Origin of the sequence: Nakamurella panacisegetis (assembly GCF_900104535.1) — a bacterium.
Lineage (GTDB): Bacteria > Actinomycetota > Actinomycetes > Mycobacteriales > Nakamurellaceae > Nakamurella > Nakamurella panacisegetis.
Genome location: NZ_LT629710.1, coordinates 4,781,138 through 4,805,327, shown reverse-complemented (window position 1 = coordinate 4,805,327; position 24,190 = coordinate 4,781,138). Strand labels below are relative to the sequence as shown.

General features: G+C 66.4%; 18 protein-coding genes and 1 pseudogene. 8 read left to right on the top strand and 11 right to left on the bottom strand.

The annotated features are described in order from the left end of the window. The first annotated feature begins 265 nt into the window (after positions 1-265). From BLS97_RS21620 to BLS97_RS24620, 3 genes and pseudogenes are all read left to right on the top strand, one after another. Positions 266-1,396, top strand: a complete 1,131-nt coding sequence (locus tag BLS97_RS21620; protein WP_090482883.1) for a lactonase family protein — start codon at positions 266-268, stop codon at positions 1,394-1,396. A 396-nt stretch (positions 1,397-1,792) separates the two neighbouring features. Further along, positions 1,793-2,524 (top strand): flavodoxin family protein, encoded by a 732-nt coding sequence (locus tag BLS97_RS21615; RefSeq protein WP_090480449.1) that lies wholly within the window; start codon positions 1,793-1,795, stop codon positions 2,522-2,524. A 33-nt stretch (positions 2,525-2,557) separates the two neighbouring features. Further along, positions 2,558-2,719 (top strand): annotated as a pseudogene (locus BLS97_RS24620) (IS21-like element helper ATPase IstB); the annotation flags it as partial. Positions 2,720-3,120: 401 nt separating this feature from the next. Here BLS97_RS24620 and BLS97_RS21605 read toward each other — a convergent pair. The 4 genes from BLS97_RS21605 to BLS97_RS21590 form a co-directional block, all read right to left on the bottom strand. After that, positions 3,121-3,555, bottom strand: coding sequence for a CAP domain-containing protein (locus tag BLS97_RS21605; protein ID WP_090480446.1), 435 nt, complete (start codon positions 3,553-3,555; stop codon positions 3,121-3,123). A gap of 142 nt (positions 3,556-3,697) precedes the next feature. Then, positions 3,698-4,435, bottom strand: a complete 738-nt coding sequence (locus tag BLS97_RS23130; RefSeq protein ID WP_157695613.1) for a hypothetical protein — start codon at positions 4,433-4,435, stop codon at positions 3,698-3,700. Between the two features lie 38 nt (positions 4,436-4,473). Beyond that, positions 4,474-5,304 carry a class F sortase gene (locus tag BLS97_RS23125; RefSeq protein ID WP_157695612.1) on the bottom strand — a complete coding sequence of 277 codons (831 nt, stop codon included), beginning with the start codon at positions 5,302-5,304 and terminating at the stop codon, positions 4,474-4,476. 47 nt (positions 5,305-5,351) lie between these two features. Then, a complete protein-coding gene (locus BLS97_RS21590) occupies positions 5,352-6,137 on the bottom strand; it encodes a hypothetical protein (RefSeq protein WP_090480436.1) in 786 nt (261 codons plus the stop codon). An 858-nt stretch (positions 6,138-6,995) separates the two neighbouring features. Between BLS97_RS21590 and BLS97_RS21585 the strand changes: the two genes are divergently transcribed. From BLS97_RS21585 to BLS97_RS21575, 3 genes are all read left to right on the top strand, one after another. Then, positions 6,996-8,720 carry a sensor histidine kinase gene (locus tag BLS97_RS21585; RefSeq protein ID WP_407938025.1) on the top strand — a complete coding sequence of 575 codons (1,725 nt, stop codon included), beginning with the start codon at positions 6,996-6,998 and terminating at the stop codon, positions 8,718-8,720. Positions 8,721-8,947: 227 nt separating this feature from the next. Then, a complete protein-coding gene (locus BLS97_RS21580; protein WP_231988247.1) occupies positions 8,948-10,120 on the top strand; it encodes a globin domain-containing protein in 1,173 nt (390 codons plus the stop codon). Beyond that, entirely contained in the window at positions 10,120-10,617 is a 498-nt protein-coding gene (locus BLS97_RS21575; RefSeq protein WP_090480431.1) for a hemerythrin domain-containing protein, read from the top strand. Before BLS97_RS21580 ends, BLS97_RS21575 begins: the two co-directional genes overlap by 1 nt. A gap of 55 nt (positions 10,618-10,672) precedes the next feature. Here the strand turns inward: BLS97_RS21575 and narI are convergent, their stop codons facing one another. From narI to BLS97_RS21550, 5 genes are all read right to left on the bottom strand, one after another. After that, the gene (gene narI, locus BLS97_RS21570; protein ID WP_090480428.1) at positions 10,673-11,404 is read right to left on the bottom strand and encodes a respiratory nitrate reductase subunit gamma; all 732 of its coding nucleotides are present in this window, start codon (positions 11,402-11,404) and stop codon (positions 10,673-10,675) included. Then, complete coding sequence (narJ, locus tag BLS97_RS21565; protein WP_231988246.1) at positions 11,401-12,045, bottom strand: nitrate reductase molybdenum cofactor assembly chaperone; 645 nt, start codon at positions 12,043-12,045, stop codon at positions 11,401-11,403. The genes narI and narJ overlap by 4 nt, the downstream gene beginning before the upstream one ends. 2 nt (positions 12,046-12,047) lie before the next feature. Next, complete coding sequence (gene narH / locus BLS97_RS21560) at positions 12,048-13,739, bottom strand: nitrate reductase subunit beta (protein WP_090480422.1); 1,692 nt, start codon at positions 13,737-13,739, stop codon at positions 12,048-12,050. After that, positions 13,739-17,422, bottom strand: a complete 3,684-nt coding sequence (locus BLS97_RS21555) for a nitrate reductase subunit alpha (RefSeq protein WP_407938082.1) — start codon at positions 17,420-17,422, stop codon at positions 13,739-13,741. Before BLS97_RS21555 ends, narH begins: the two co-directional genes overlap by 1 nt. A gap of 190 nt (positions 17,423-17,612) precedes the next feature. Continuing rightward, positions 17,613-18,857 (bottom strand): MFS transporter, encoded by a 1,245-nt coding sequence (locus BLS97_RS21550; RefSeq protein WP_090482876.1) that lies wholly within the window; start codon positions 18,855-18,857, stop codon positions 17,613-17,615. A 406-nt stretch (positions 18,858-19,263) separates the two neighbouring features. Between BLS97_RS21550 and BLS97_RS21545 the strand changes: the two genes are divergently transcribed. Beyond that, on the top strand, positions 19,264-20,457 hold the full coding sequence (locus tag BLS97_RS21545; protein WP_197676308.1) for an MFS transporter: 1,194 nt from the start codon (positions 19,264-19,266) through the stop codon (positions 20,455-20,457). On the opposite strand, the gene fdhA is transcribed toward BLS97_RS21545, so the two are convergent. Beyond that, positions 20,444-21,673, bottom strand: a complete 1,230-nt coding sequence (gene fdhA / locus BLS97_RS21540; RefSeq protein WP_090480413.1) for a formaldehyde dehydrogenase, glutathione-independent — start codon at positions 21,671-21,673, stop codon at positions 20,444-20,446. The two genes, BLS97_RS21545 and fdhA, sit on opposite strands and share 14 nt — an antisense overlap. A 234-nt stretch (positions 21,674-21,907) precedes the next feature. Beyond that, positions 21,908-22,987, bottom strand: coding sequence for a GGDEF domain-containing protein (locus BLS97_RS21535; protein WP_090480410.1), 1,080 nt, complete (start codon positions 22,985-22,987; stop codon positions 21,908-21,910). Between the two features lie 211 nt (positions 22,988-23,198). On the opposite strand from BLS97_RS21535, the gene BLS97_RS21530 reads away from it, so the two are divergent. After that, the gene (locus tag BLS97_RS21530; protein WP_157695610.1) at positions 23,199-24,140 is read left to right on the top strand and encodes an aminoglycoside phosphotransferase family protein; all 942 of its coding nucleotides are present in this window, start codon (positions 23,199-23,201) and stop codon (positions 24,138-24,140) included. The last annotated feature ends 50 nt before the right edge of the window (positions 24,141-24,190 follow it).

The window sequence follows — 24,190 nt, the reverse complement described above, 5'->3', positions numbered from 1 at the left end:
GGACATCGGCTGCGGTGCTGAGAGACGCTGCGGCGATCTCCAGTGGTCGGATCCGGCTTCCTCGCCGCGTTCACAACATCAGATCGGGTTCGTCGCGGCACCTTCCCCGCTGCCACCCCAGCCGGGGCGGCGTGCTTGCGGAATGCTGAGTGCACTTCTTACCGATTTCGAACGGGTTTCGAACCATTCGGTGACAGGGGTTTCCCTGGGAGCTCCGGCCGCGTTCCATGGGTATCGCCACGGTCCCCAAATGGAGGAGAAAATCATGAAAGCACTCGCATTGATCGGAATCAGCCTGGTCACCGGAACTTCTCTGCTGTTGGCCGGGCCGGCGTCGGCGGGCCCACCCGACCCCGGCGACCGGGAGCGGCCGGCGGTGTTCGTCCAGACGGATAGCTTGACCGGCAACGCCATTGTTGCCTACCGCGCGGCTCCGGACGGAACCCTGCGCCCGGCGGGCACCTATCCCACCGGTGGCCTCGGCGGTCAACTGGCCGGGTCGGTGGTGGACCACCTCGCCTCGCAGGGTTCGCTGCAATGGGATGAGCGGCACCGTCAACTCTTCGCGGTGAACGCCGGGAGTGACACGATCACCGTGTTCGACGTCCGGGGCGATGCTCTGGTCCGCAGCCAGGTGGTGTCGTCGGGCGGGCGGTTCCCGGTCAGCCTGGCCGTTCGCGATGACGAGGTGTACGTGCTGAATGCCTTGGGTGGCGGCTCCATCCAGGGATTCGCCCGCCACGACGGCCGCCTCACCGAACTGCCCGGCCGGCACCGGGAGCTGGGCCTGGATCCGGGGGGAGCGCCTGAGTTCACCCACACTCCAGGCCAGATCGCCGTCACTCCTGACGGGAGGGATCTTCTGGTCACGACCAAGGCGGCCACGAGCAGCATCGACGTCTTCCCGATCGACCGGTCCGGTCGTCCGGCTGACCAGCCGATCGTGACCTCGTTGCCGGGGGCCGTGCCGTTCGCCATGGCGTTCGACGGTCACGGCCGACTGCTGGTGGCCGAGGCCGGCACCAACGCGGTGGCCACCTTCAATATCGGATTCGACGGGCACCTCCGAGGCGTTGATCAGGCGTCGACGGGCCAGGCGGCGACCTGCTGGGTGGTCTCGGTCGGGCGTCACATCTATGTCTCGAACGCCGGCAGCGCTGATCTGTCCGGATTCACCGTCGACCGGCACGGCCGGTTGGTCACGCTGGGCACGACCGGCACTGACTCCGGCACGGTCGATGCCGCGGCCTCGGGTGACGGGCGATACTTGTATGTGCAGACCGGGGCGGCCGGTCTGGTGGACGAATTCGCCATCAACTCGGGCGGATCACTGACCCGGATCGGCACGGTGACGGTTCCCGGCGCCACGGGCGGTGAGGGGATCGCTACCCGGTGACACACAACTCCGGATTCGGCGAGGTGTCGCTCGACGCGCACGGCTATCGATCGGTGGTGGCGCGCAGCCAAGGGGTCAATGCCACGATTTGGGACCTTCGTCCACCGGCACCATGAGGGCCGAGGTGTACAACGAACCCGGCGGCTTGACCGGATCGGCGCCCGACTGACCTCGCCTGATCGTGCCCGCACCGCGGTCGGATACCACTACCGGACGGTGTCGGGAGCGCCGAGCAGTACACCACCTTGCCTCTAGGAGATGGCCCGCTCACCGGCATCGGAGAAGAAGGGATCGGATCGGATCGTCACGCGTGAGCATGTGCTGAGCGGTTGCCGGGGACGGCGCGGCCGCGCACCATCGACGGGACAAGGTGCACCGACCAACCCGGGAGACTCCATGCCTGAGCGACTGCATGATTTCACCGATCTGACGGCGCTGTTCATCAACACGACGCTGACCCGTTCGCCGGGCCGCAGCCACACCCAGCTTCTGATCGACACGAGCGCGAACATCATGGTGAAGCAGGGGGTCACAGTGGATCAGTTCCGCGCGGTCGATCACCAGATCGCTACCGGCGTGTATCCCGATATGCGGGAGCGAGGGTGGGAGGTCGATGACTGGCCGACCTTGTTTCCGCGAGTTCTGGCGGCCGACATCTTGGTCTTGGGTGGCCCGATCTGGCTGGGCGATAACAGCAGCGAGACCAAGAAGGTCATCGAGCGGCTCTACGCCCACTCGAGCGAGCTGAACGAAAAGGGCCAATGGTTGTACTACGGCCGGGTCGGTGGTTGCTTGATCACGGGCAATGAGGACGGGATCAAGCACTGTGCGTCGAACGTGCTGTACAGCCTGCAACATATCGGCTACAGCATACCGCCGCAGGCCGACGCCGGGTGGATAGGTGAGGCCGGGCCTGGCCCGAGCTACGGTGACCTGCTCGCTGACGGCACTCGAGTTGGCTTGGACAACGATTTCACAAATCGCAATACGACATTTATGACTTGGAATCTGCTGCATCTGGCCCGCATGCTGAAAGATTCCGGCGGGGTGCCGGCGTTCGGGAACCAGCGACAGGAATGGGATGCAGGTACCCGTTTCGGGTTCGCCAATCCCGAATATCGCAGTTAGGTGCCCAACGTGGAAGGCCCGGGTGTCACTCTCAGTCTGACCTCCATCGCTTCCAGCGAACCGTTCTCCGGCTGGACCACGACGCTCACCGACCCACGGCTCGGCGCCGCCATCGTCGACTGTTTCACCTTCAACGGCCAGATCATCGAAGGGCGCGCTATCAGCTACCGACTGGAACACGCGAGATCCAACCGGCACCAGAAGGATCTGGTGCCTTCAGCTAACTGCTCATCACCGATCTGCGGCAGGAACGACTCCAGAACTGTTGGGCCCTTGACACCCGGCAGATGGTCGCCCCGACCACGGGCTCCCAACCTGGCATCGGCGGCCGCACCAGAGCCGAACTCTGCAAGGTCACTGCCACGGTCGAGGTCACAACGCACAGCCAGGCGCCATCGTGGGCGACGACGATGTACGGCTGGTTGCAGTATCCGTTGTCTTGGATGATGTGTCCTCGTTGATCACCGGTCCACCGTCCGCAGGACGAGGGCGACCCCGGATTCACATGTACCGTGAAGTCGACGGGGCTGAACCGGCGATTGCTGGGGTCTGGTCCAGCAAAATGATGGTGCCGAGCATCTGAATTGTGGTCGCCATCAAGTGGCGAACGGGGACTGCCCTTCCATGTTGCCGGCCGGGTCGTAGTCGCAGACCCAATAGTCGTTGCCGTCGGGGCCGGTGGCCTTGCCGCACCCGATGCGCGCTGTGGTAGCCCAGACGAGCTGGGTGAAGTGTCCGCATACGGCCTCGGCCATACAGGTCTGGCTGGGGATGTCGTAGTTCGCGTTCTCGTTACCCCAGTCGTCGACCACATCGGTCGGGCGGTACGCGCCTGCGGTGCCCATGAACATGTTCTCGCCGTATCGGTTGTCCGGCCGGTGGTCGAACTGCCCACTGGCCGCGATCTGGTTGGCCCAGTCTTGGGCCACGGCCGCGACGGTGTCATCCCAGACCACCGGGGGAGAGTTGTAGCGAGCACGCCACTGGTTGTGAGCGGCGACCAGGGCAGCTTGTTCATCGGGTGAGGTCATTGCTCAAGTCTGGCCCTTGCCCGCTGGTCGCGCCGGATGAGCGCGACAACGGATGTCGGTGCGCTACGGAAGGTAAGCATCCCGTCACTTCAGGCTTGCGTCCTCCGTAGAGTTCTCGGTAAGGGCTCGCGGCGAGGAGGGTTCAGTCGTCGGTCCAGCAGCCGAGGATGTCGGACGCGATTTCGTAGGCGAAGTCGACTCGCTTTTGCTGTTGGCGGCCGAACACCTTCGGCAGTGTGGTCGCATCGACGGTGAGGGTGAAATCGTCTTTGACGAGAAATACTTTCCCGGCGGGGGTTTCGAAGGCGGTGGCGGTGAGGCCGTTGAGTTTCGTGGCGTCGATATTGTCTCCGCGAAGCTGCCGCGCGTAGTCGGCGGCCGCCGTGGCACTCGCGGACTGTTTGACGGAGATGACGAACTTACCCATCGGCAGGCGGTAGGTGCAGGTGTAGAGCTGGTTTTCCCAGCTTGAGCTGGACGTGGGCGTCGCGGTCAGAGCAAGAACCTTCGTAATGGTGGCGTGGATTTCAGCGGAGCAGACCATTTGAGCGGCGGCCGGCGGTCCTGCCGCCGCTTGCGTGGCGGCGTGCGAAGTGGTCGTTGCCCGCGGCGCTGAAGATGGCGGCAAGGACGAGGGCGGAATGGGGGATGCAGGTGGGACTGTCATCGGTCCCATGGTCGACCCGTCGGGCATGATCATCCCCGGTGTCATGACTGCGCCGGACGTCGGTGCGGGCGACTCCTGCCCGGAGACGGAGGGCGACTGGTGGACGGTGGCCGGAGCGGCACGTTCGGTGGAACTGGCTGTGGCGGAGCCACAGCCGACCAGGAACAGGGTGCACGTAGCGACCACGGCGGTGGTGAACAGGTGGCGGTTCATGGGGTTGGTCCGATCTGATCTGTCGGTGCATGCTCAGCTCATGCCGCATGAACCGAAACGAGGGCGGCGTAGACAACGATGTTGCTTTCGTAGCTCTTGATCGAGGGATCGAATGTTCCACCGCAGGTGATCAGGCGTAGTGCCGCGTGGTCGGTATTTCCGTAGACAGCTTGGGTGGGAAACTCCTTCTTGGGATATTCAACGACGCGTTCGACCTCGAAGACGGCGACGGTGTGGTCTGCTCTGGTGATCGATATCTTGTCGCGTTGGCGTAGGTCTCCGAGTTTGAAGAACACCCCGGGGCCGTATGCGGCGGAGTCGACATGGCCGATGATCGTGGCGGGCCCGAGTTGGCCGGGTGTGGGGGACACGGTCAACCAGTAGGCGTGGGAGTCCTGGACCAGTGGGGGAGTCTGGATCGCACCCGAGGAATCCAGACCGATTTGCCGCAGGTCGGACTCGACACCGATGGCCGGTACCGACAGGTGCAGCGGCAGCGAGCGGGGCAGCACCGGCCCGCGGGTGGCAGGGACACGTCCCGGAGTCTGGCTGGGTACGACGCTGGGCTTGCGGGTCGCCGGGCCGGTCGAGGTCGTCGATCCGGCCGGGGGGAGCGACGAGGACGGGGGCGGCGGCTGCGCGGGGGTGGTCGAGGTGGTTCGAGCCTTGGATGCATTCGTCGGCGGCGTGCTGCTGACAATGGGGTCTGCGGATGGGATGACCTGCACGGGGACGGCCGCAGACGCCGGAGGCTGTGGTGCATGCTTCTGACCGACGATCCCCATGACGATCACGGTCACACCCAAAAGGAGCAGCACCGCGCCCACCGCCCCGAGTATTCGGGTGCGGGGGGCGCGGGTTGTGCTCATGTCGGGTGTCGGCCTTTCGGTGTCAGATCGGTCTGGTCTGGGTCAGATCAGTTCTGGCGAGCCACGCGGCGCCGTGCCGCGAACACGCCACCGGCAGCCAAGAGCAGACCGCCGCCCAGGGTCAGCAGTGCCTCGTCCTGGATGCCGGACGTGCTGCCGCCACCAGTGGGGCTCGAGCCCACTGGGGTACTGGACATCTGTGATGCGACCAGGGATCCACACAGAGCCGGCGAGGTTGCCGCGAGCGGCAACGACGCCACCAGGTCGCTCTTCTCGGCCTGCACCTTGGCGCTGAGCGTGGCCGGATCCAAGCCGTGAACCACGATCACTGCCGTGCCGGCCTGGACCGCGGCCACGGTTTTCGAGTCCAGAGTGATCGTCCGCGAGTAGCTGAATGTGTCACCCATCGGCGCAACGCCGAGTGTGAGAGCTGCGGCCGGGCTGGCGTCACCACTGGTCGACAGCGTCGCACCGATCGCACCGTAGGACGGCCCACCTTCAGTGGTGCTGATCAGGCCGTCGCCGCTCGTGTCGGCAGACGCCGTCGGGCAGACCCCCTTGGCGCCGATGTGGATGTGCTGCACGTGGGGGTAGGCCGCCGAGCCGAATTTCGCGGCCAGACCGGAGACCTTTTCGGTGATCGTTGCCTGGTCGCCGTTCAGCTGCAGCGAAAAGGTGCCGGAACCGTGAACCTGGCTCAACGCGACCGGCTGGAGGTCCGCCGTGTAGGAGGCGGAGGCAGGGGCGGCCGAGGCCGCGGCCGGCAGGGCCAGACCCAGACCCAGAACACCCAGAGCGACGATCGGTAGAGCCGAAAGCAGAGTCTTCCTCATAGTGCGGTTCCCTTCGAATCGAGATCACCAGGCATCCCCTGGCGAGCGACTGCAACATCAACACCTCGGACGAGCGGCGGCAGAGAGCACGTTCTGACCCGCTCGCACCACCGACGAGGGGACGGCCAGCCCTGAGGCTGGAGTCCGTCCCTGACGTTCGAGCTGCGCGACGCATCAACGACTCCGGCGCGCAACTACTGGTCATACGGAGCCGCTCCACCGCCGGATTGGTGTCGGCGTTGGATCCCGAACTTCGACCTGGGCCGGAAGTCGAGTGGCACGAACGACGATCAGCTGTTCGGGTGTCCGGCCCGGATGCGTCACAGGATTGATGACCCGGAGGGCGGTCGTGGAGAAGCGTCCGGGTGACGGCACCGCCGTTCGGGCAGTCAATTCCGGGAGCCTATGCATTCCGACTCTTCCTCCGTAAGGTTGGTGGTGGTTGAGCCAGCAGCCAATGTGACGTCGCAAAACGCTCTGGCGATGCCGAGTTGGGCTACGTCGCCGGTCCTCTGGTCAGTGGATCCTCTTGACACGGAACAGTTCGGGGGCACCGCTTGCGTCTGGCATTTCTTGCGCAGGATGCTCCAACGCGCATTTCCCTTCTCGGTCTGCCGACGTCGGCCTCTAACGGTCGGCGTCGCGGGAGCCTTCCCCGCTCCCTGGGGCACGACCACGCGGCCGTGCCCCAGGAGGGCATCAACCCAGTTTCGGCCGTGACCAGGCCGGGACACCGGCCGGTCGGGCTACACCAGAGGGTGGATCATGAACGATGACGGGGGAGTCAACGATCATCAACCGTTCGGGTACCAGGATTCTGGTGAGGCCGGGACGGAGCCTGCACCAGGTCGTCGGCAGGTGACCGAGGCCGGTTCTACGGCCGCGCGACGTGTTGGTCAGAAATTGACCCAGAGCAGGCTGCGCGACATGCAACAGGACATCGAAGATCGTGTTCAAGACATCGTGGAGTCGGCCCGCGAGCGGATGGACGCCCTGCTGGACGCCGTGTTGGCGGTGTCCTCGGGGCTGGACCTGGATGCGACGCTGCGGCAGATCGTGCAGGCCGCGATGGACTTGGTCGACGCACGGTACGGCGCCTTGGGACTGCTGGACGACGCCGGGAATCTGCAGCAGTTCATCCCGATCGGGATCGATGAGGAAAGGGCAAGCCTGATCGGTCCGCTCCCCACCGGCCAGGGTGTCCTCGGCGTGGTCATCGAGGAGGACAAACCACTGAGACTGGCCGACCTGGCCCACCATCCGGTGTCGGTCGGTCTTCCTGCGCACCACCCACCGATGCACACCTTCCTCGGCGTTCCGATCCGAGCCCGCGGTGCCATCTTCGGTCGGCTGTACCTGACCGAGAAACGCGACGGGCAGGAGTTCACCGACGACGACGAGACCGTCGTGCAGGCCCTGGCCGGCGCCGCCGGCATCGCGATCGACAACGCCCAACAGTACGAGCAGGCGCGCCGCCGGCAACGCTGGCTGGAAGCCACCAGCGAAATCACTGCCGCCCTGTTGACCGTCAGTGACACCACCCAGGCCCTGCACCTGATCGCCACGCACGCTCAGCAACTGACCTTGGCGCAGTCCACGCTGATCGCGTTGCCGGCCACCTCGGCCCCGGCGACCACCGAACTTGTCGTGACGATCTGCGCGGGCGCCGACGCCGACCAGCTCATCGGCCGAGCCATACCGATCCACGGGTCGACTGCCGGTGCCGTCTTCTACGATCACACCCCCCGCAGCGTGAAGCGTCTCGCCTTCGACATCGGCGCCGGTCTCGGCATCGACCTCGGGGCCGCCCTGGCCTTGCCCCTTCATGTCGACGATCGGGCGACGGGGGTACTTCTGACCGTCCGGGCCCCCGGCGCCCCGGCATTCAACGACGATGAACTGCAACTCGTGGCCACCTTCGCCGACCAAGCCACCCTCGCCCTGCAACGAGCGCAAACCCAGGACGCCCGTCAAGAACTCGAGATTCTCGCCGACCGCGACCGGATCGCCATGGACCTGCACGACCATGTCATCCAGCAGATCTTCGGCGTCGGACTCGCCCTGCACGCCATCCAACGCCGGATCAAGCCTTCCGACGTCGCCCTGCGACTGAACACCGAGATCAACAAACTCGACCACGTCGTCCGGGACATCCGCACCGTGATCTTCGACCTGCAAGCCGAACCGGCGGAGCAACCGAACCTGCGGGCCGCCCTGGATGCCGTCGTGACCGACCTCACCGGCAACTCCCCGCTGCGCACCACCGTCCGAATGTCGGGCCCGCTGGACATCGTCGGCCCCGCCCTGGGCCAGCAAGCCGAGGCTGCCCTGAGGGAGATGGTCAGCAACGTCGTCCACCATGCACAGGCCACCGAACTGGACGTCACCGTCTCCGCCGCCGACGATCTGGTCATCGCGGTCACCGACAACGGCGTCGGCATCCCGGTCACCGCCGCTCGCAGGGGCCTGAACAACCTCGGCCAACGCGCCGGCGACCACAACGGCACCTGCACCATCACCGCCCCAGCGAACGGCGGAACCCAGATCCTCTGGTCCGTGCCCCTACCCCCGGCACCGGCCTAAAGGTGTGTGTGGCGCCACAAGCGACCAGGGACGTTCGGCCCTGGCGCCCGAGAGGCGACCGTCGGCAGGATGAGGGGTCGGCATGTTTCGCGACCGGGACAGAGCAACAGGCCGCGCCCGTTGTCATCGAGCAACTGGGGAGTTACGTGTCGTCGTCGCTGGTACAGGATCGATCGTCGTTGTTGTCGCCGAGTTCTTCCGAGACAGTCAGGGCGACAGCCGGGGTGGTGGCTGAGAACGGTGATCAGATCACTGCTCTGTTCTACGCAAGCATGCTCGCCGATCACCCGGAGCTACTGAGATTGTTCAACAAGGGCAACCAGGCCACCGGGGAGCAGCCGCGGGCGTTGGCCGCGTCGGTGGTTGCCTATGCCGGATCGCTGATCGATCCCGATGCGCCGTCGTTCCATCACGTGATGCAGAGGATCGCCTACAAGCATGTCTCACTGGGCATCAAGCCGCAGCAGTACACGATCGTTGGCCACTACCTGCTGGGAGCCGTCGGCGAGGTGCTGGGCGATGCGGTCACTCCGCAGATCGCCGAGGCGTGGAACGAGGTCTACTGGCTGTTCGCGACTCAACTGATCGCCGAAGAGACCCGGCTCTACCAGCAGGCCGGGGTCGACGCGTCGCATCCGCTCCGGCCCTACCGCGTGGTGCGGCGGATCGACGAGACGCAGGACGTGATCTCGTTGATCCTGGAACCTGCTGACGGCGGCCAACTCCCGGCGATCAGCCCCGGCCAGTACGTTTCGGTCTTCGTCGATCTGCCGGACGGAGGGCGTCAGCCACGTCAGTACACGGTGTCCTCCACCGCGTTGGGACCACGCCTGCAGATCACCGTGCGGCGGGTCAGAGGGATCAACGGCGCGCCCGACGGGCAGGTCTCCAGCTATTTGCACGACGCCGTGCAACCAGGCGATTTGCTGGATGTCAGTGTCCCGGCCGGGGACTTCGTCGTTCAGTCGTCGGATGGCCCCCTGTTGTTGGCCAGCGCGGGTGCGGGCATCACGACCGTGCTGCCGATCGTGGAGCACATCGCCCGTACGCAACCGAAACGGACCGTGATTGTGGCCCATGCCGACCGCACAGCGCAGGACCACGCCCTCCGGGAGACCGTCCTGCACGTCGCACGCGAGTTGGACGACTTCACGGCCTACACCTGGTACGAGACCCTTGACCCGGGCAACGACCGCTCGCGGCAGGGCTTCATGGACCTCTCCGAGGTGCCGTTGCCGGACGACGTCCAGGTGTTCACGTGCGGGCCGCTGCCGTTCATGCGGCACGTCCGATCGACCTTGTTGGCGCGGGGAATCCCGGCCGACCGGATCCGGTACGAAGTGTTCGGGCCCGATCTGTGGGCGGCCCAGATCCCGGCCGAAGACCGCGGAGATCGCTGATGTGCAGCTACTGCGGTTGCCGCAACATCCCCCTCATCGCGCAACTGACCCGGCAGCACGAGAACATCACCAACCACACCACCGCCCTCAGAGCGGCGGAGCGCTCCGATGACCCGGTCACTGCGGCGGCCGCCGCGTCGGTGCTGAGCGAGTTGCTCCACCCGCACACCGAACTCGAGGAGCAGGGTCTGTTCGCCGAGATGCGCGCAGACGACATGTTCAGTGAGCACATCGAGTCACTGTGTGCCGAGCACGAGGCCATCGACGCCGGGTTGGCTGCGGTCGAGGCCGGTGACCTGTCGCGGGTCGGACCGCTGCTCACATTGCTGGCCAACCACATCGACCGGGAGGAGAACGGGCTGTTCCCGGCGGCACTGGCCTATCTGGATGACGAGCAGTGGAATCACCTGCACGAGGTCGGCGGCGTCGCCCGTGAGGTCGGGGTCGGTCACGACCACCTCGACGCGGGCAGCGCCGAGCATCATCACGCCCGATGAACCCCGGACTTGGTTGACTGTTCGCATCGGCCGGCCAGCTGAAGCGCGACGTCGATCACCAGCCTCGGCGGCGGGGCTCGGACCCGATGGGTGCGCCAGGGCGGCCGGCGGCTCGGGATCGGTAGACGATGTACGGGCGGAACAGGTAGGCGACCGGGGCGCTGAAGGCGTGCACGAGTCGCGTGAACGGCCACAGTGCGAACAGTGTCATGCCGATGATGGCGTGGATCTGGTAGGAAATCGGCGCCAGTGTCATCGCCTCGCCGTCGGGTTGCAGGATGAAGATGGACCTGAACCAGACGGACACCGTGAGCCGATAGTTGTGTTCCTCTCCCACGAGTCCGGATCCCAGCAGCGTCGTGGCCAGGCCGGCCACGATGGCCAGGAGGAGAACTGCGTACATGAGCTTGTCGTTCCGCGTGGTCGCGGTGAACACCGGTCCCTTGGCGCGACGCCGGTAGACCAGGATCGCCGCCCCGCCGAGAGTCGCGATCCCCGCGATGGTGCCGAGGACCACGGCTTGGATGTGGTAGGCCGTCTGACTCAGGCCCAGAGCGGTGGTCCACGACTCGGGGATCAGCAGGCCGATGACGTGACCGAAGATCACCACCAGGATGCCGAAGTGGAACAGGGGACTACCGATGCGCAGCAACCGGCTCTCGTACAGCTGCGAGGAACGGGTGGTCCAGCCGAACTTGTCGTACCGGTAGCGCCACCAGGTTCCCACCACGAGGATGGCGATGGCGACATAGGGCACGACGTCCCAGAAAACGGCGGCGGCGTTCACTTCGACCCGCCGCGTACGCCGATGGTCAATGCGAACGGTTCCAGCCCAACCGATTCCACCGGCGGTCCCTGCATGGCCAGGCGCCGAGCCTCCTTCAGATCTGCCGCCGTCGCCGTGGGGAGCGTCGCGGAAACGGCGCCGATGACCCCGGCGTAGATCGGCGACACACCGATCAACCCGTCGTGCAACAGGTCGATGGGGGTGCGATGTCGGCTGAGCAGTTCATATCCGGACTTCTCGTCGACCGTGGCCGCGAACTCCAGCAATACAGCGAGGTGGTCCGGCAGCTCGCGGGCCGGGGGGACGGCACCGGCCGCGCGGTACACGTCGGAAAAGGCCAGCAGGGCCATGCCCCGATTGCGGGTGTCGCCGGCTGTGTAGTAGGTCAGGAAGAGAGTGCGTCGGCGTTTCCAGTCGAAGACGTCGGCGTACTGGGAGCACGCGTCGATCAGCGGGGTCGACCTTAGGTGCCCTACGGCTGCCGACAGGGGCAGTCGTGTCGCCGCGTCCAGGACGGCGACCGCGCGGTCGACCATGTCCAGCCGTCGGTCCTGGCCGTGGTCAGGATAGGCCAGCAACAAGGATGCGGCCTGCCAGATGATGCGCCGATGCTGCGCCGGGCCGCTTCGCCGTGGTGACATCTTCATCGCTCGTCTCCGCCAGGGGGTAGCCGCGGCGAACCGGGCCGTGGGATGAACATCGCACCGGGGGAGCCCCTGCCGTCCCAGTTCAGCAGATTGACCCGGGACGTCCGGTGTGCGCCCGCACCGGCCTCCTCTGAGGTCTGCCGGTCCTTGAGCGCCTGGAACGATTCCACCGCCATCGGCACGGGCTGGCCGCTGGCCTCGCCGAACGGTCCGGAACCCGTCGTGTACATGCCGGGACCGCCGTCGAAGTCGAGTGCGCATTCGGTGACGCTCTCCTCGAGTCGATGTCCCTCGGTGGCGTATGCCGTCGGGATCACGTACCGCGCTTCGTATTTGGCAATCGCAAGCAGGCGATACATCTCGTACATGAGTTCCTCGCCCATGCCCACCGACGCGGGGATCTCGCTGCGCGGGTCGCGACCGAGGTTGATGTCGCGCATGTAGGCCCGCATGGCGGCGAGCTTCTTGAGCACGTTCGTCACGATCGCCGTGTCGCCCGCGCTGAACAGCCCGGCCAGGTACTCGATCGGGATTCGTAGCGCGTCGATGGCACCGAAGAGGTTCTGGGGATCCTCCCCGTCATGGCCGTCGCGGCTGATGGCATCGACCACCGGTGACAGGGGAGGTACGTACCAGACCATCGGCATGGTCCGGTATTCCGGATGCAGCGGCAGAGCGATCCGGTAGACCTTGGCCAGGGCGTAGACCGGTGACCGTCGCGCGGCGTCCATCCATTCGTCGGAGATCCCGGATTCCCTGGCGCCGGCGATCACCTCGGGATCGTTGGGGTCGAGCATCACGGCCAGCTGCGCTTCGTACAGATCCGCCTCGTTCTCCGTTGACGCTGCATCCAGCACCCGGTCGGCGTCGTAGAGGATCAACCCGATGTACCGGAGCCGGCCGACGCAGGTCTCGGAACACACCGTGGGCAGCCCGACCTCGACCCGGGGATAGCAGAAGGTGCATTTCTCGGCCTTGCCGGTGCGGTGGTTGAAGTAGACCTTCTTGTAGGGGCAACCGCTCACGCACATCCGCCACCCTTTGCACTTGTCCTGGTCGACCAGGACGATGCCGTCCTCCGATCGCTTGTACATCGCGCCGGAGGGGCAGGATGCGACGCAGGACGGGTTGAGGCAGTGCTCGCAGATGCGCGGCAGGTAGAACATGAAGGTCTGCTCCAACTCCAGCTTCACCTCAGCGCTGACCTTGGCCAGGATCGGGTCCCCGGCCAGGATTTCCGTGCTGCCGCCGAGGTTGTCGTCCCAGTTGGCGGACCACTGCACTTTCATCGGTTGCCCGGTGATCAGGCTGCGCGGAGGTGCGACGGGCATCTGCTCGCCCAGCGGCGCATTGGTCAGGTTCTCGTAGTCGTAGGTCCACGGCTCGTAGTAGTCGTCGATGGACGGCATCTTCGGGTTCGAGAAGATCGTGGCGAGCTTGCGGATCCGCCCGCCCGCCCGCAGCCGCAGCCGCCCGCGCTTGTCCCGGATCCACCCGCCCTCCCACTTGTCCTGGTCCTCGTACGTCCGCGGATATCCCTGTCCCGGCCGGGTTTCCACGTTGTTGAACCACGCGTACTCGACTCCGGGACGGTTGGTCCAGGCCTGCTTGCAGGTGACCGAACAGGTATGGCAGCCGATGCACTTGTCCAGGTTCATGACCATCGACAGCTGAGCCATCACGCGCATCAGTACTGCACCTCCTGCGAGCGTCGGCGGACCATGGTGACCTCATCGCGTTGGTTGCCCGTCGGTCCCAGATAGTTGAAGGCAAAAGACATCTGCGCGTACCCGCCGGCCAGGTGACTGGGTTTGACGAGCAACCGGGTCAGCGAGTTGTGGATGCCGCCCCGGTTCCCGTTCGCCTCCGAGAGGGGAACGTCGATGGTTCGTTCCTGGGCGTGGTGCACGAACACAGTGCCTTCCGGCATTCGGTGCGAGATGACCAATCGGAGCACCATGACGCCGTTGCGGTTCACGGCCTCCACCCAATCGTTGTCCTTGGCGCCGATCTTGCCGGCGTCCTGCGGACTCATCCACATCGTCGGACCGCCGCGGGACAGCGACAGCATGAAAAGGTTGTCCTGGTACTCGGAATGGATCGACCACTTCGAGTGCGGAGTCAGGTATCGCACGCACAAGCCCAGGCCCTCGGTCGTGGAGCCGACCCTCGGCTCGTCGAACAGGGCAGCCATGTCCAAGGGCGGCCGGAAGACCGGAAGTTGCTCTCCGAGTTCCTCGATCCAATCGTGGTCCAGGAAGAAGTGCATCCGCCCGGTCAGGGTGTGCCAGGGCTTCAGCTTCTCGACGTTGACCGTGAATGGGGCGTACCGCCGACCGCCGGTCTCGCTGCCGGACCATTCCGGACTCGTGATCACCGGTACCGGCCTGGCTTGACAGTCGGCGTAGGTGATGCGCTTCTCCTCGCTGCCCTCGGACAGGTCCGTCATCCGGCGGCCGGTCCGACGCTCCAACTGTTTGAAACCCTCGACGGCCAACCGGCCGTTGGTGGTTCCGGACAGCGACAGAATGGTGTCGCACATCTTCACGGCCGTGTCGATGGCCGGCCGCCCGGCGCCGGCCCCGTGGCCCATGACCCCATGCTTGGCGGCCAGCTCTTTGACTTCGACGTCGGGAAAGACGGTGACTCCCTTGGTCGTGAGGCCCAACGTGTCGACCAGCGGTCCCAACGTCTCCCACTGTTCGGCCAGGGCCGGATAGTTCCGGGTCACGACGGTCACGTTGGCCATGGTCTTCCCGGGAACCGGGACTTCACCGATCGCCCGCCAGTCCCGCTGCGTGCCGCCGGGATATGCCGTTTCACCTGGTGTGTCGTGTTGCATGGGCATCATGACGACGTCACGGCGAACCCCGAGGTGGGTTTTCGCCAGTCGGCTGAATACCCGGGCGATGGTGTGGAAGGCGTCGAAGTCCGTTCGCGATTCCCATGGTGGGTCGATGGCCGGGCTGAAGGCATGGACGAACGGATGCATATCCGTCGAGGACAGGTCGTTCTTCTCGTACCAGGTCGCGGCCGGCAGCACGATGTCCGACAGCAAGGTGGTCGACGTCATCCGGAAGTCGATGGACAGCATCAGGTCGAGCTTCCCCTCGGGAATCTCATCGCTCCAGGCGATGTCCCGTGGACGCAGCTCCGGGGCAGTGGGAGTCGCGCGGAGATTTGTCCGGGTGGTGCCCAGGAGGTGCTGCAGGAAGTACTCGTTACCCTTGCTGGACGAGCCGAGGAGGTTCGCCCGCCAGGCAGTGAGGACCCGTGGCCAGTTCCGCGGATCATCCGGGGCGGTGACGGCCAGCTTCAACTCTCCCGAGGCGAGTTGTTGCGCTACGTACTGCGGCGCTGGGATGTTCGCCGCCTCGGCCTCGTCGGCCACATCCAGACTGTTGCGGTCGAATTGCGGGAAGAACGGCATCCATCCCATGGCGACCGAGGCGGCCAGCACATCCATCGTGTGCATGCCGGCAAACCGGCCCCGACCGAGTGGGGTGGACAGGGCGTCGGCGCGGTAGCCGTCATAACGCCACTGGTCGGTGTGGGCGTACCAGTAGGCGGTGCCGATCATCTGTCGCGGCGGCCGCACCCAGTCGGTGGCTCCGGCCATCGTCGCCCACCCGGTGACCGGGCGGCATTTCTCCTGCCCCACGTAGTGGGCCCACCCGCCGCCGTTACGCCCCATGGATCCGGTGAGGATGAGCATCGCCAGGATGGCGCGGTAGGTGGCGTCCCCGTGGAACCACTGGCAGATGCCGGCCCCCATGATGATCATGGACCGGCCGCCGGACTCCTCGGCGTTGTGCGCGAATTCCTGCGCGATCCGGACGACTTGCGACGCGCTCACCCCGGTGATGGGTTCCTGCCAGGCCGGTGTGTAAGGCTCCGATGCGTCGTCCCAACCGGTGGGCCACGTACCCGGCAGACCGGGGCGGTGGACGCCGTACTGGGCGAGCATGAGGTCGAAGACGGTGCAGCAGAGAACACCTCCGATTCGTCGCACGGGCACACCGCGGGTCAACACCTCGGCGTGCCCGTCCGGGGTGTCGAATCGGGCCAACCGCAAGATGGCCGTCTCGCCGCCACCGGACTCCGCCGAATCGCCCAGCACCGTCAACCGGGGCACGACATCGCCAAGATCCAGATTCCATTTACCGACACCGCTGTCGGTGTAGCGAAAGCCCAATGATCCGTTCGGCACCACCACGTCACCGGTGCGTCCGTCGATCAGCACCGGCTTGAACGCTGCCCCCTCGGTGTCATCCCCCAGATCCGCGGCGGTGAGGTTCTTTCCGGTGACGTAAGCGCCGTCCCGTTCCTCGAGACGGACGAGGAAGGGTAGATCGGTGTACTTCTGGATGTAGTCCACGAAGAACGGCGTCCGTTTTTTGACCAGGAACTCCGACAGGATGACGTGGCCCATGGCCATCGCCATGGCGCCGTCGGTGCCCGGCGCGCAGGGCATCCATTCGTCGGCGAACTTGGTGTTGTCGGAGTAGTCGGGGCTGACCGCCACGATCTTCGTTCCGCGGTAACGGACTTCGGCCATCCAGTGTGCATCCGGGGTCCGCGTGACGGGCACGTTGGAACCCCACATCATCAGGTAGGAGGCGTCCCACCAGTCGCCGGACTCGGGTACGTCGGTCTGGTCGCCGAAGACCTGGGGTGAGGCCACCGGAAGGTCGGCGTACCAGTCGTAGAAGGAGGTCATGGCGCCGCCCATGAGTTCGACGAATCGAGAGCCGGCCGCGTGCGAGACCATCGACATCGCCGGGATAGGAGAGAATCCGGCGATGCGGTCGGGTCCGTATCGGGCGATGGTGTGGACGTGGGCGGCAGCCGCGATTTCGGCGGCCTCGTCCCAGCTGACCCGGATCAGACCACCTTTCCCGCGAGCCTGGTGGTACTTCCGGCGGCGTTCGGGATCGTCCTGGATCTCGGCCCAGGCCAGGACGGGGTCGCCCAGGCGGATACGGGCCTCCCGGTACATCTCGATCAGAACGCCTCGGGCGTACGGATAGCGAACCCTGGTGGGGGAGTAGGTGTACCAGGAGAAGGCGGCCCCTCGCGGGCAACCGCGTGGTTCGTAGTCCGGCCGGTCCGGCCCCACGGTGGGATAGTCGGTTTCCTGGGTTTCCCAGGTGATGATGCCGTCTTTGACGTAGACCTTCCAGGAACAGGAACCAGTGCAGTTGACCCCGTGGGTGGACCGAACCACCTTGTCGTGGCTCCACCGGTCGCGGTAGAAGACGTCCCCCTGCCGGCCACCCGTCTTGGTCACCGTTCGCAGATCGGCCGACACGTCGGTGCGGGTGAAGAATCGGCCACTGCGCAGGAGGAGATCCTCGAGCGGGCCGTCCAGACCTACTGCGCCGTTGGGTCCCGATCCGGGGCTCGCGGGGGTGACGGCGGTCTTTCGCACAGTGTGGCCTTCCATTTGATTGAAGTGACTTGTCTGTGGTGCGTGTCCCGCAATCGGGCCCAGAAGAGGTCCCGATCGATGTCCGGCAACGCCTCCGCAGGTGAGAGCGAGCAGTGCCGGGCCGGGGGAGTCACGCGTGTGGGATCGGAGTCGAGGTTCTCAGTGCCCGGGTGACGACCGTGGCCGTGAAGACCGCGGACGCCGCAGCGACGAGGGCCAGGAGGGCCAGCCCGAGCCCGTAGGAGCCGTAGGCGCCGTACAGGCCGCCCATGACCAGCGGTGGGATGAAACCGCCGAGACCGCCGGCGGCGCCCACGACACCGGTCACGGAACCGACCGTGTTCGGTGCTGCCCTCAGCGCGACGAAGGCGAAGACGGCGCCGCTACCGGCCCCCAACGCACCGGCCATGGCCAGGAAAGCGATGGTCCCGAGCGGTGACAGGGACGGGGTGAAAGCCTGGACGGCGGCGCCGACCGTGACAACGGCCAGCGCCGCACCGAGAACTCGGGTGGGCCCGATCCGATCGGACAGCCATCCACCCACCGGACGCATCAGAACCGCCAGCAGGACGAACCCGGCCATTCGGTTCGCGGCATCGGCCTGCGCCAGACCGTAACCGGTCTTGAGATACGTCGGGAGATAGACGGAGAAGGCCACGTACCCGCCGAAGGCCACGGCATACAGCAGCGAGGCTTGCCACGTCACCGGTAGCCGGAACGTCGCCGCCAACCGGGTGGACAGCGGTTCGGACGGAATGACCCGACCCGGCGCGTCACGCAGTACCACCCACGCCACCACCGCGTAGACGGCAAGGACGCCGGCCATCACGAGGAACGGAGTCGCCAGTCCGTGGGCCTTCGCCAGCTTCACCGTGGTCAAGGCGCTGACCGCAGTTCCGCCCATGCCCGCACCGAAGATCCCGATCGCGAGGCCGCGCCGGGCCGGCGGGTACCAACTGCTGACGAACGGCACCCCGACGGCGAACGCGGTGCCCCCGATACCCAGGAAGAATCCGCCGACCAGCAGGGCAACCAGGGTGGAATGCCCGAACAATCCCAGGTACAGGACTGGAACAATCGTCGCCGCGGAAACCAGCGGAAACATCACCCGCCCACCGAACCGATCGCTCAAAGCACCGATCGGAATCCGCCCGAGGGAGCCCACGACGACCGGCACGGCCACCAGGAGCGCCTGTTGGAAGGCGCTGAGATGAAGGCTCTCCTTGAAACTTGGCCCGAGCGGACTCAAGAGGGCCCAAGCCCAGAAATTGACGGCGAAACCGAGCGTGGCCAAGGCCAACATCAGAGCCGGTCGCGGCTGCTTGCCGCCCTCGCGCCCGCTGACTCGCTTGCCTGGCTTCGACGCGATGTCCATCGAACCTTCGATCTCGGGTCGGCGTGTGGCCAGCGCGGTACTCCGGCGGCCCAGCTGAGCGTTGATCATCGCGTGCGGGGCGCGCAAGGGTCTTAGGTCCCGAACCAGTCGGCCCCCGAGCGGGTGAGAACACCTGCATCAACTGGGTATTCGTGTGAACCGTGTCCGTGTGTCCGGACCTCCGCGGGCAGCTACACGCTCCGAACGGCGCGGCCCGGCGCGAAGCAGCAATTCCATATCGACCGCCGTGCAACGTCAGGGCGCTACCCGCCTTGGCGATTGCAGGGGATGCCGATGAGCACGGTCGTGTCGCTCATCAACGCCCCTCTAGACTCGCCGGGTGCCCGATAGTCGTCGCCTCCCGCTGTGGGCGGGACGTACGGCGGCGCTGCTGGGCATCGTGCTCGTGGCCTTCACCCTGCGCCAGGCGGTGGCGGCGATATCGCCGATACTCGGCGACATCCGCGTGGACATCCCGATCTCGGACATCGACGTCGGATGGCTCGGCACCCTGCCGCCCATCCTGTTCGCGGCGTCCGGGTTCATGGCGCCGCGCGTCGGCCGGAGCATCGGTCTCGACGGCGGTGTCGTGCTCGCCCTTGTGCTCATCACCACGGGCCACCTCGTCCGCGCATTGGCTCCCGGATTCGCGGCGCTGCTCGTCGGCAGCATCATCGCGTTCGTCGGCACGGGCATCGGCAACGTGCTGCTGCCCTCCGTCGTCCGGCGGTACTTCCCGGACCGAGTCGCCCTGCTGACCGCGGTCTACGCCTGCATCGTTGGCGTGAGCACCGCCGTGCCGGCCGCCCTCGCGGCGCCGGTGGCCGAGCTGAGCAGTTGGCGGTTCTCGCTGGGCATCTGGTCGGTGTCCTCGATCGTGGCGCTCGTTCCGTGGCTTCTCATCATCGCGCGGGAGCGCCGCCGGCGCCTCTCCGACGCCGTCGCCGTCGAGTCACCACCGCCCGCCATCGTCACGCGCCTGTGGCGATCACGCGTGGCCCTGTCGATCACCGTGGTGTTCTCCACCAGCGCGATCTGCACGTACGCGGGTTTCGCCTGGCTCCCCGAGATCCTCGTCGACATCGCCGGGTCCACCCCGACCGAGGCCGGCGTAATGCTCGCGGTGACCGGCATCATCAGCGTGCCGGGCGCGCTCGTCACGCCGCTGCTCGTCGCCCGGCTACGCAATGTCGGCTGGCTGATCGCCGCCGGCAGTGCGAGCTTCGTGCTCGGCTACCTCGGGCTGCTGCTCGCCCCCGGATCGCTCATCCTGCTGTGGGTCCTGCTCATCGGGATGGGGTCGATCCTGTTCCCGGTCAGCCTGGTGCTCATCAATTCGCGCACGCGCACCCACGGCGGCACGGTCGCGCTCAGCGGCTTCGCTCAGGGCGTGGCGTACGCGCTCGGCGGGCTCGGTCCGCTGCTCGTGGGGCTGCTGCACGACGTGACCGGTGCGTGGACCCTGCCGCTGCTGTTTCTGCTCGCTGTCGCCCTCGTGGCGACCATCCCGGCGATCACGCTGGCCAAGCCCGCGTTCGTCGAGGACGAGCTCGCCCAACCGCTCCGCTCGGGTGCGCGGGGTCTCGTCAGGCGGCCTTGACCCGACCCGTTGAATTGTGCGGATCGAGGACGAACTTCTTGGCCACTCCGGAATCGAAGTCCGCGTAGCCGCGGGGTGCGTCGTCCAAGCCGATGACGGTGGCGTTCACGGCGTCGCCGATGTGGACCTTGTCGGCCAGAATGGCGTTCATCAGGCCGCGGTGGTACTTCATGACGGGGCACTGTCCGGTGGTGAAGGAGTGGGATTTGGCCCAGCCCAGCCCGAGCCGGATGGACAGGGAGCCGATCTTGGCGGCCTCGTCCCCGGCTCCCGGATCTCCGGTGACGTACAGGCCGGGAATACCGAGCGCGCCACCGGCCGCCGTCACTTCCATCAGCGAGTTGAGTACCGTGGCCGGAGCTTCGGTCCCGGAATCCTTTCCGTGACCGTGGGCTTCGAATCCCACGGCGTCGACTCCGCAGTCCACCTCGGGCACACCGAGTATCTGTTCGATCTGGTCGCGGGGATCACCCTTCGAGACGTCCACCGTCTCGCAACCGATCCTGCGGGCCTGCTCGAGTCGGTCCTGGTTGAGGTCGGCGACCAGCACCGCCGACGCGCCAAGGAGCTGTGCCGAGACGGCTGCGGCGAGCCCGACCGGACCTGCGCCGGCGACGTACACCGTAGAACCGGTCTTGGTGCCCGCCGTATAGGCGCCGTGGAATCCGGTCGGGAAGATGTCGGACAGCATGGTGAGGTCGGTGATCTTCTCCATGGCTTGGTCCTTGTCCGGGAACACCAACAGGTTCCAGTCGGCGTACGGCACCAGCACGTAGTCCGCTTGCCCGCCGACCCAGCCGCCCATGTCGACGTAGCCGTAGGCGGAGCCGGGACGGTCAGGATTTACGTTCAGGCAGATTCCCGTCTTGCCCTCCTTGCAGTTCTTGCAGCGCCCGCATGCGATGTTGAACGGAACCGAGCAGAGGTCGCCGACCTTCACGAACTCGACCCCGGGACCCACCTCCACCACTTCGCCGGTGATCTCGTGGCCGAGGACCAGGCCCTCCGGGGCCGTGGTCCGGCCGCGCACCATGTGCTGGTCGGATCCGCAGATGTTGGTTGTGACCACCTTCAAGATTGCGCCATGGGGGACCTTGCGACCGACGTTGGCGGGATTCACGCCTGGCCCGTCCCTGAGCTCGAACGTCGGATAGTCGATGTTCTCCACCATGACCTTCATCGGTCCCTGGTAGGTAACGGCGCGGTTGGCAGTCATCCGGTGTCCTCCTCGTCGAGGTGATCCGATCCGATCCGAATCGGATCCGGGATTCGCCGCCCAAGGGCGGCCTTACACCCTTCCTACTCCCGGTCGACGCCGGATTCAAAGGGTGGCGGTCAGAAGGGTTGCTGCGCAGGTCCGGGGAGCCGGAACCCGACCTGGTCCCAGACGGTGGTGAGGTCATCGACCCGCTGGTCGGTGGACGACCTCCGTCGCGGCGTGCCCGTCCGACTACGCCAACGGTCCCGTTCCGCTGGGCGCCCGTCCGGCTTCGGCCGGGCGCCCAGGAGGGGCAGACGTCGGAGCGGCTCGCAGTTCTCGCTGTGACTTGATCGTGCGGCGATTCGAGAGAACATCATGCCCGGGCGGGTTGTGCCGGAGCCGTTTGGCGTGGAGCAGGTCGGCGTCGGCCGCAGCCAGAACGGCGGTGACGTCTTGGCCTGGCTGCGCCTGGGCAAGGCCGACGGACCAGCTCGCCTCGTGGACCCGTCGTAACTCCGCCAACCGTTGGTTGGCCTGCTCGACGGACGTGCCGGGCATCAGCACGACGAACTCGTCACCGCCGAACCGGCCGAGCAACTCGTCGCTGCCCAGGGCAGCCGCCCATGCCCGCGCCACGGTGGAGAGCAACTCGTCGCCGACCAGATGGCCGTGCTCGTCGTTGACCGCCTTGAAGTTGTCCAGGTCCAGCAGCGCGATGGTGATCGGTTGGCGCCTGAGTTCCTGGCGGGCGAGCTGGAGCCAGATACTTCGGTGCAGGGCGCCGGTCAAAGCATCGGTGGCGCCCCGAAGGTGCAACTGGTACGCGAGGTTGCTCAACGTGGCCGCCACCGCACAAGCGACGGCGATCGCCACCCCGACGGAGACCCACGCCGTGGTGATCCCGGACAGGCCGGTGCCGGCCAGATACGCGGCCGAACTGAGACCCATGTGGACGCGCAGCGCCCGCGTGGTGCAGAACGCGCCGCAGTACATGGCGGCCACCATGAGCACCGGGCCGACCGCGACCACCCCGGCCGGGGTACGAGAAATGGCCGCGATGAGAGCGATATCGAGTGAGTACAGGAGCACCAGGCCGTGCATCAACCAGGACGGGGCGCGACGGCCCCAGACGAACAGGGCGGCCGCGATGAGCACCGCGCCGGCACCGATCGCAGCGAGTGGACCGACCCGGCGCACCGGATTGGCAGAGGCAAAGGCTCCGAGCAGACAGAAGACGCCGCCTGCGAGGTACATCCACGTCAGCACCCGGACGCGGGCGCCGCGGTGATCGTCTTGCCACGCCAGTTCGAGCTGACGAGCGCGTTCCATTGGCCATTGAGCCTTCTGCTTGCGACCCCCCGCGGCGTCACCTTGACGGATACATGCGCAGCCTACGTCCCGTGGGGGTCTGTTGGACGCGGCCGGTGGTGCGCTGGCGCGGCGGATCCCGGGATGTCGTCGGTTCGTCGTGCCGAGGTGGTGCGGGCGCGCCTCGCACCTGAGGTTGCGGCACGGCAGATCCGGCGGTCAGACTCCGTCGGTGGTTCGAACTCTGCATTCCGACGAGATTCCGATCGACGCGGAACTGGTACGTGGCCTGATCCGGCGAGCGATGCCGGCCTACGCGGACGAGCCGGTGCGGCGTCTGCCATCGACCGGTTCGACGAACGCATTGTTCCGTCTCGGGAAAGAGCTCCTCGTGCGGCTGCCGCGCCAACCCGGCGGATCGGCCGACATCGCCAAGGAAGCCACCTGGCTCCCGGTTCTGGGGCCGCTGTTGCCCGTCTCGGTCCCCGAGGTGGTGGGTGTGTTCGATGCCGACCGCTTCTATCCGGAGCAGTGGTCGGTGGTCCGTTGGATCGACGGCACACACCCCGAGGTGGTCGACCCGGGGACCGCGACCGACCCGAGGCGCCAGGTGCTGGCGGCGAACCTGGCCGCCGTCCTGCGGGCCTTCCGCCGGGCCGAGGTGTCCACCCAGGCGGTCCGCGACCCACGTCTGCGGTCCTACCGTGGCCGGGCGCTGACCACGATGGACGAGGCGACGAGAGAGAACATCGAGCGTTGCCGATCTCTGGAGGGCTTCGGTTTCGATCTCGACGCCGCTGAGCAGATATGGGGGCAGGCCATGCAGCTGCCCGAAACAGGCGGCACGGACCCGTGTTGGTACCACGGCGACCTGGCCGCCGAGAACCTACTGGTCCGTGACGAGACTCTGATCGCGGTCCTGGACTTCGGGGGCCTGTCGATCGGGGACCCCACCGTCGACCTGGTTGTGGCCTGGGAGATTCTTGATCCTCCGGCCCGAGAGGCCTTTCGACGACAAACCGGTGTGGACGACCTGACGTGGTTGCGGGGCCGGGCCTTGGCGCTCTCGATCACCCTGATGATCTGGTACTACTGGACGACCATGCCGGGCCGACGGGCCCGCTGCATGGCGGTGGGTCAGAACGTCCTGATGGACGCGGGTTATCCGGTGTGACCGTCCGGGATCGCCACCCGATGGTTCGCGAGGCGGGTGCCTCCTCCCGG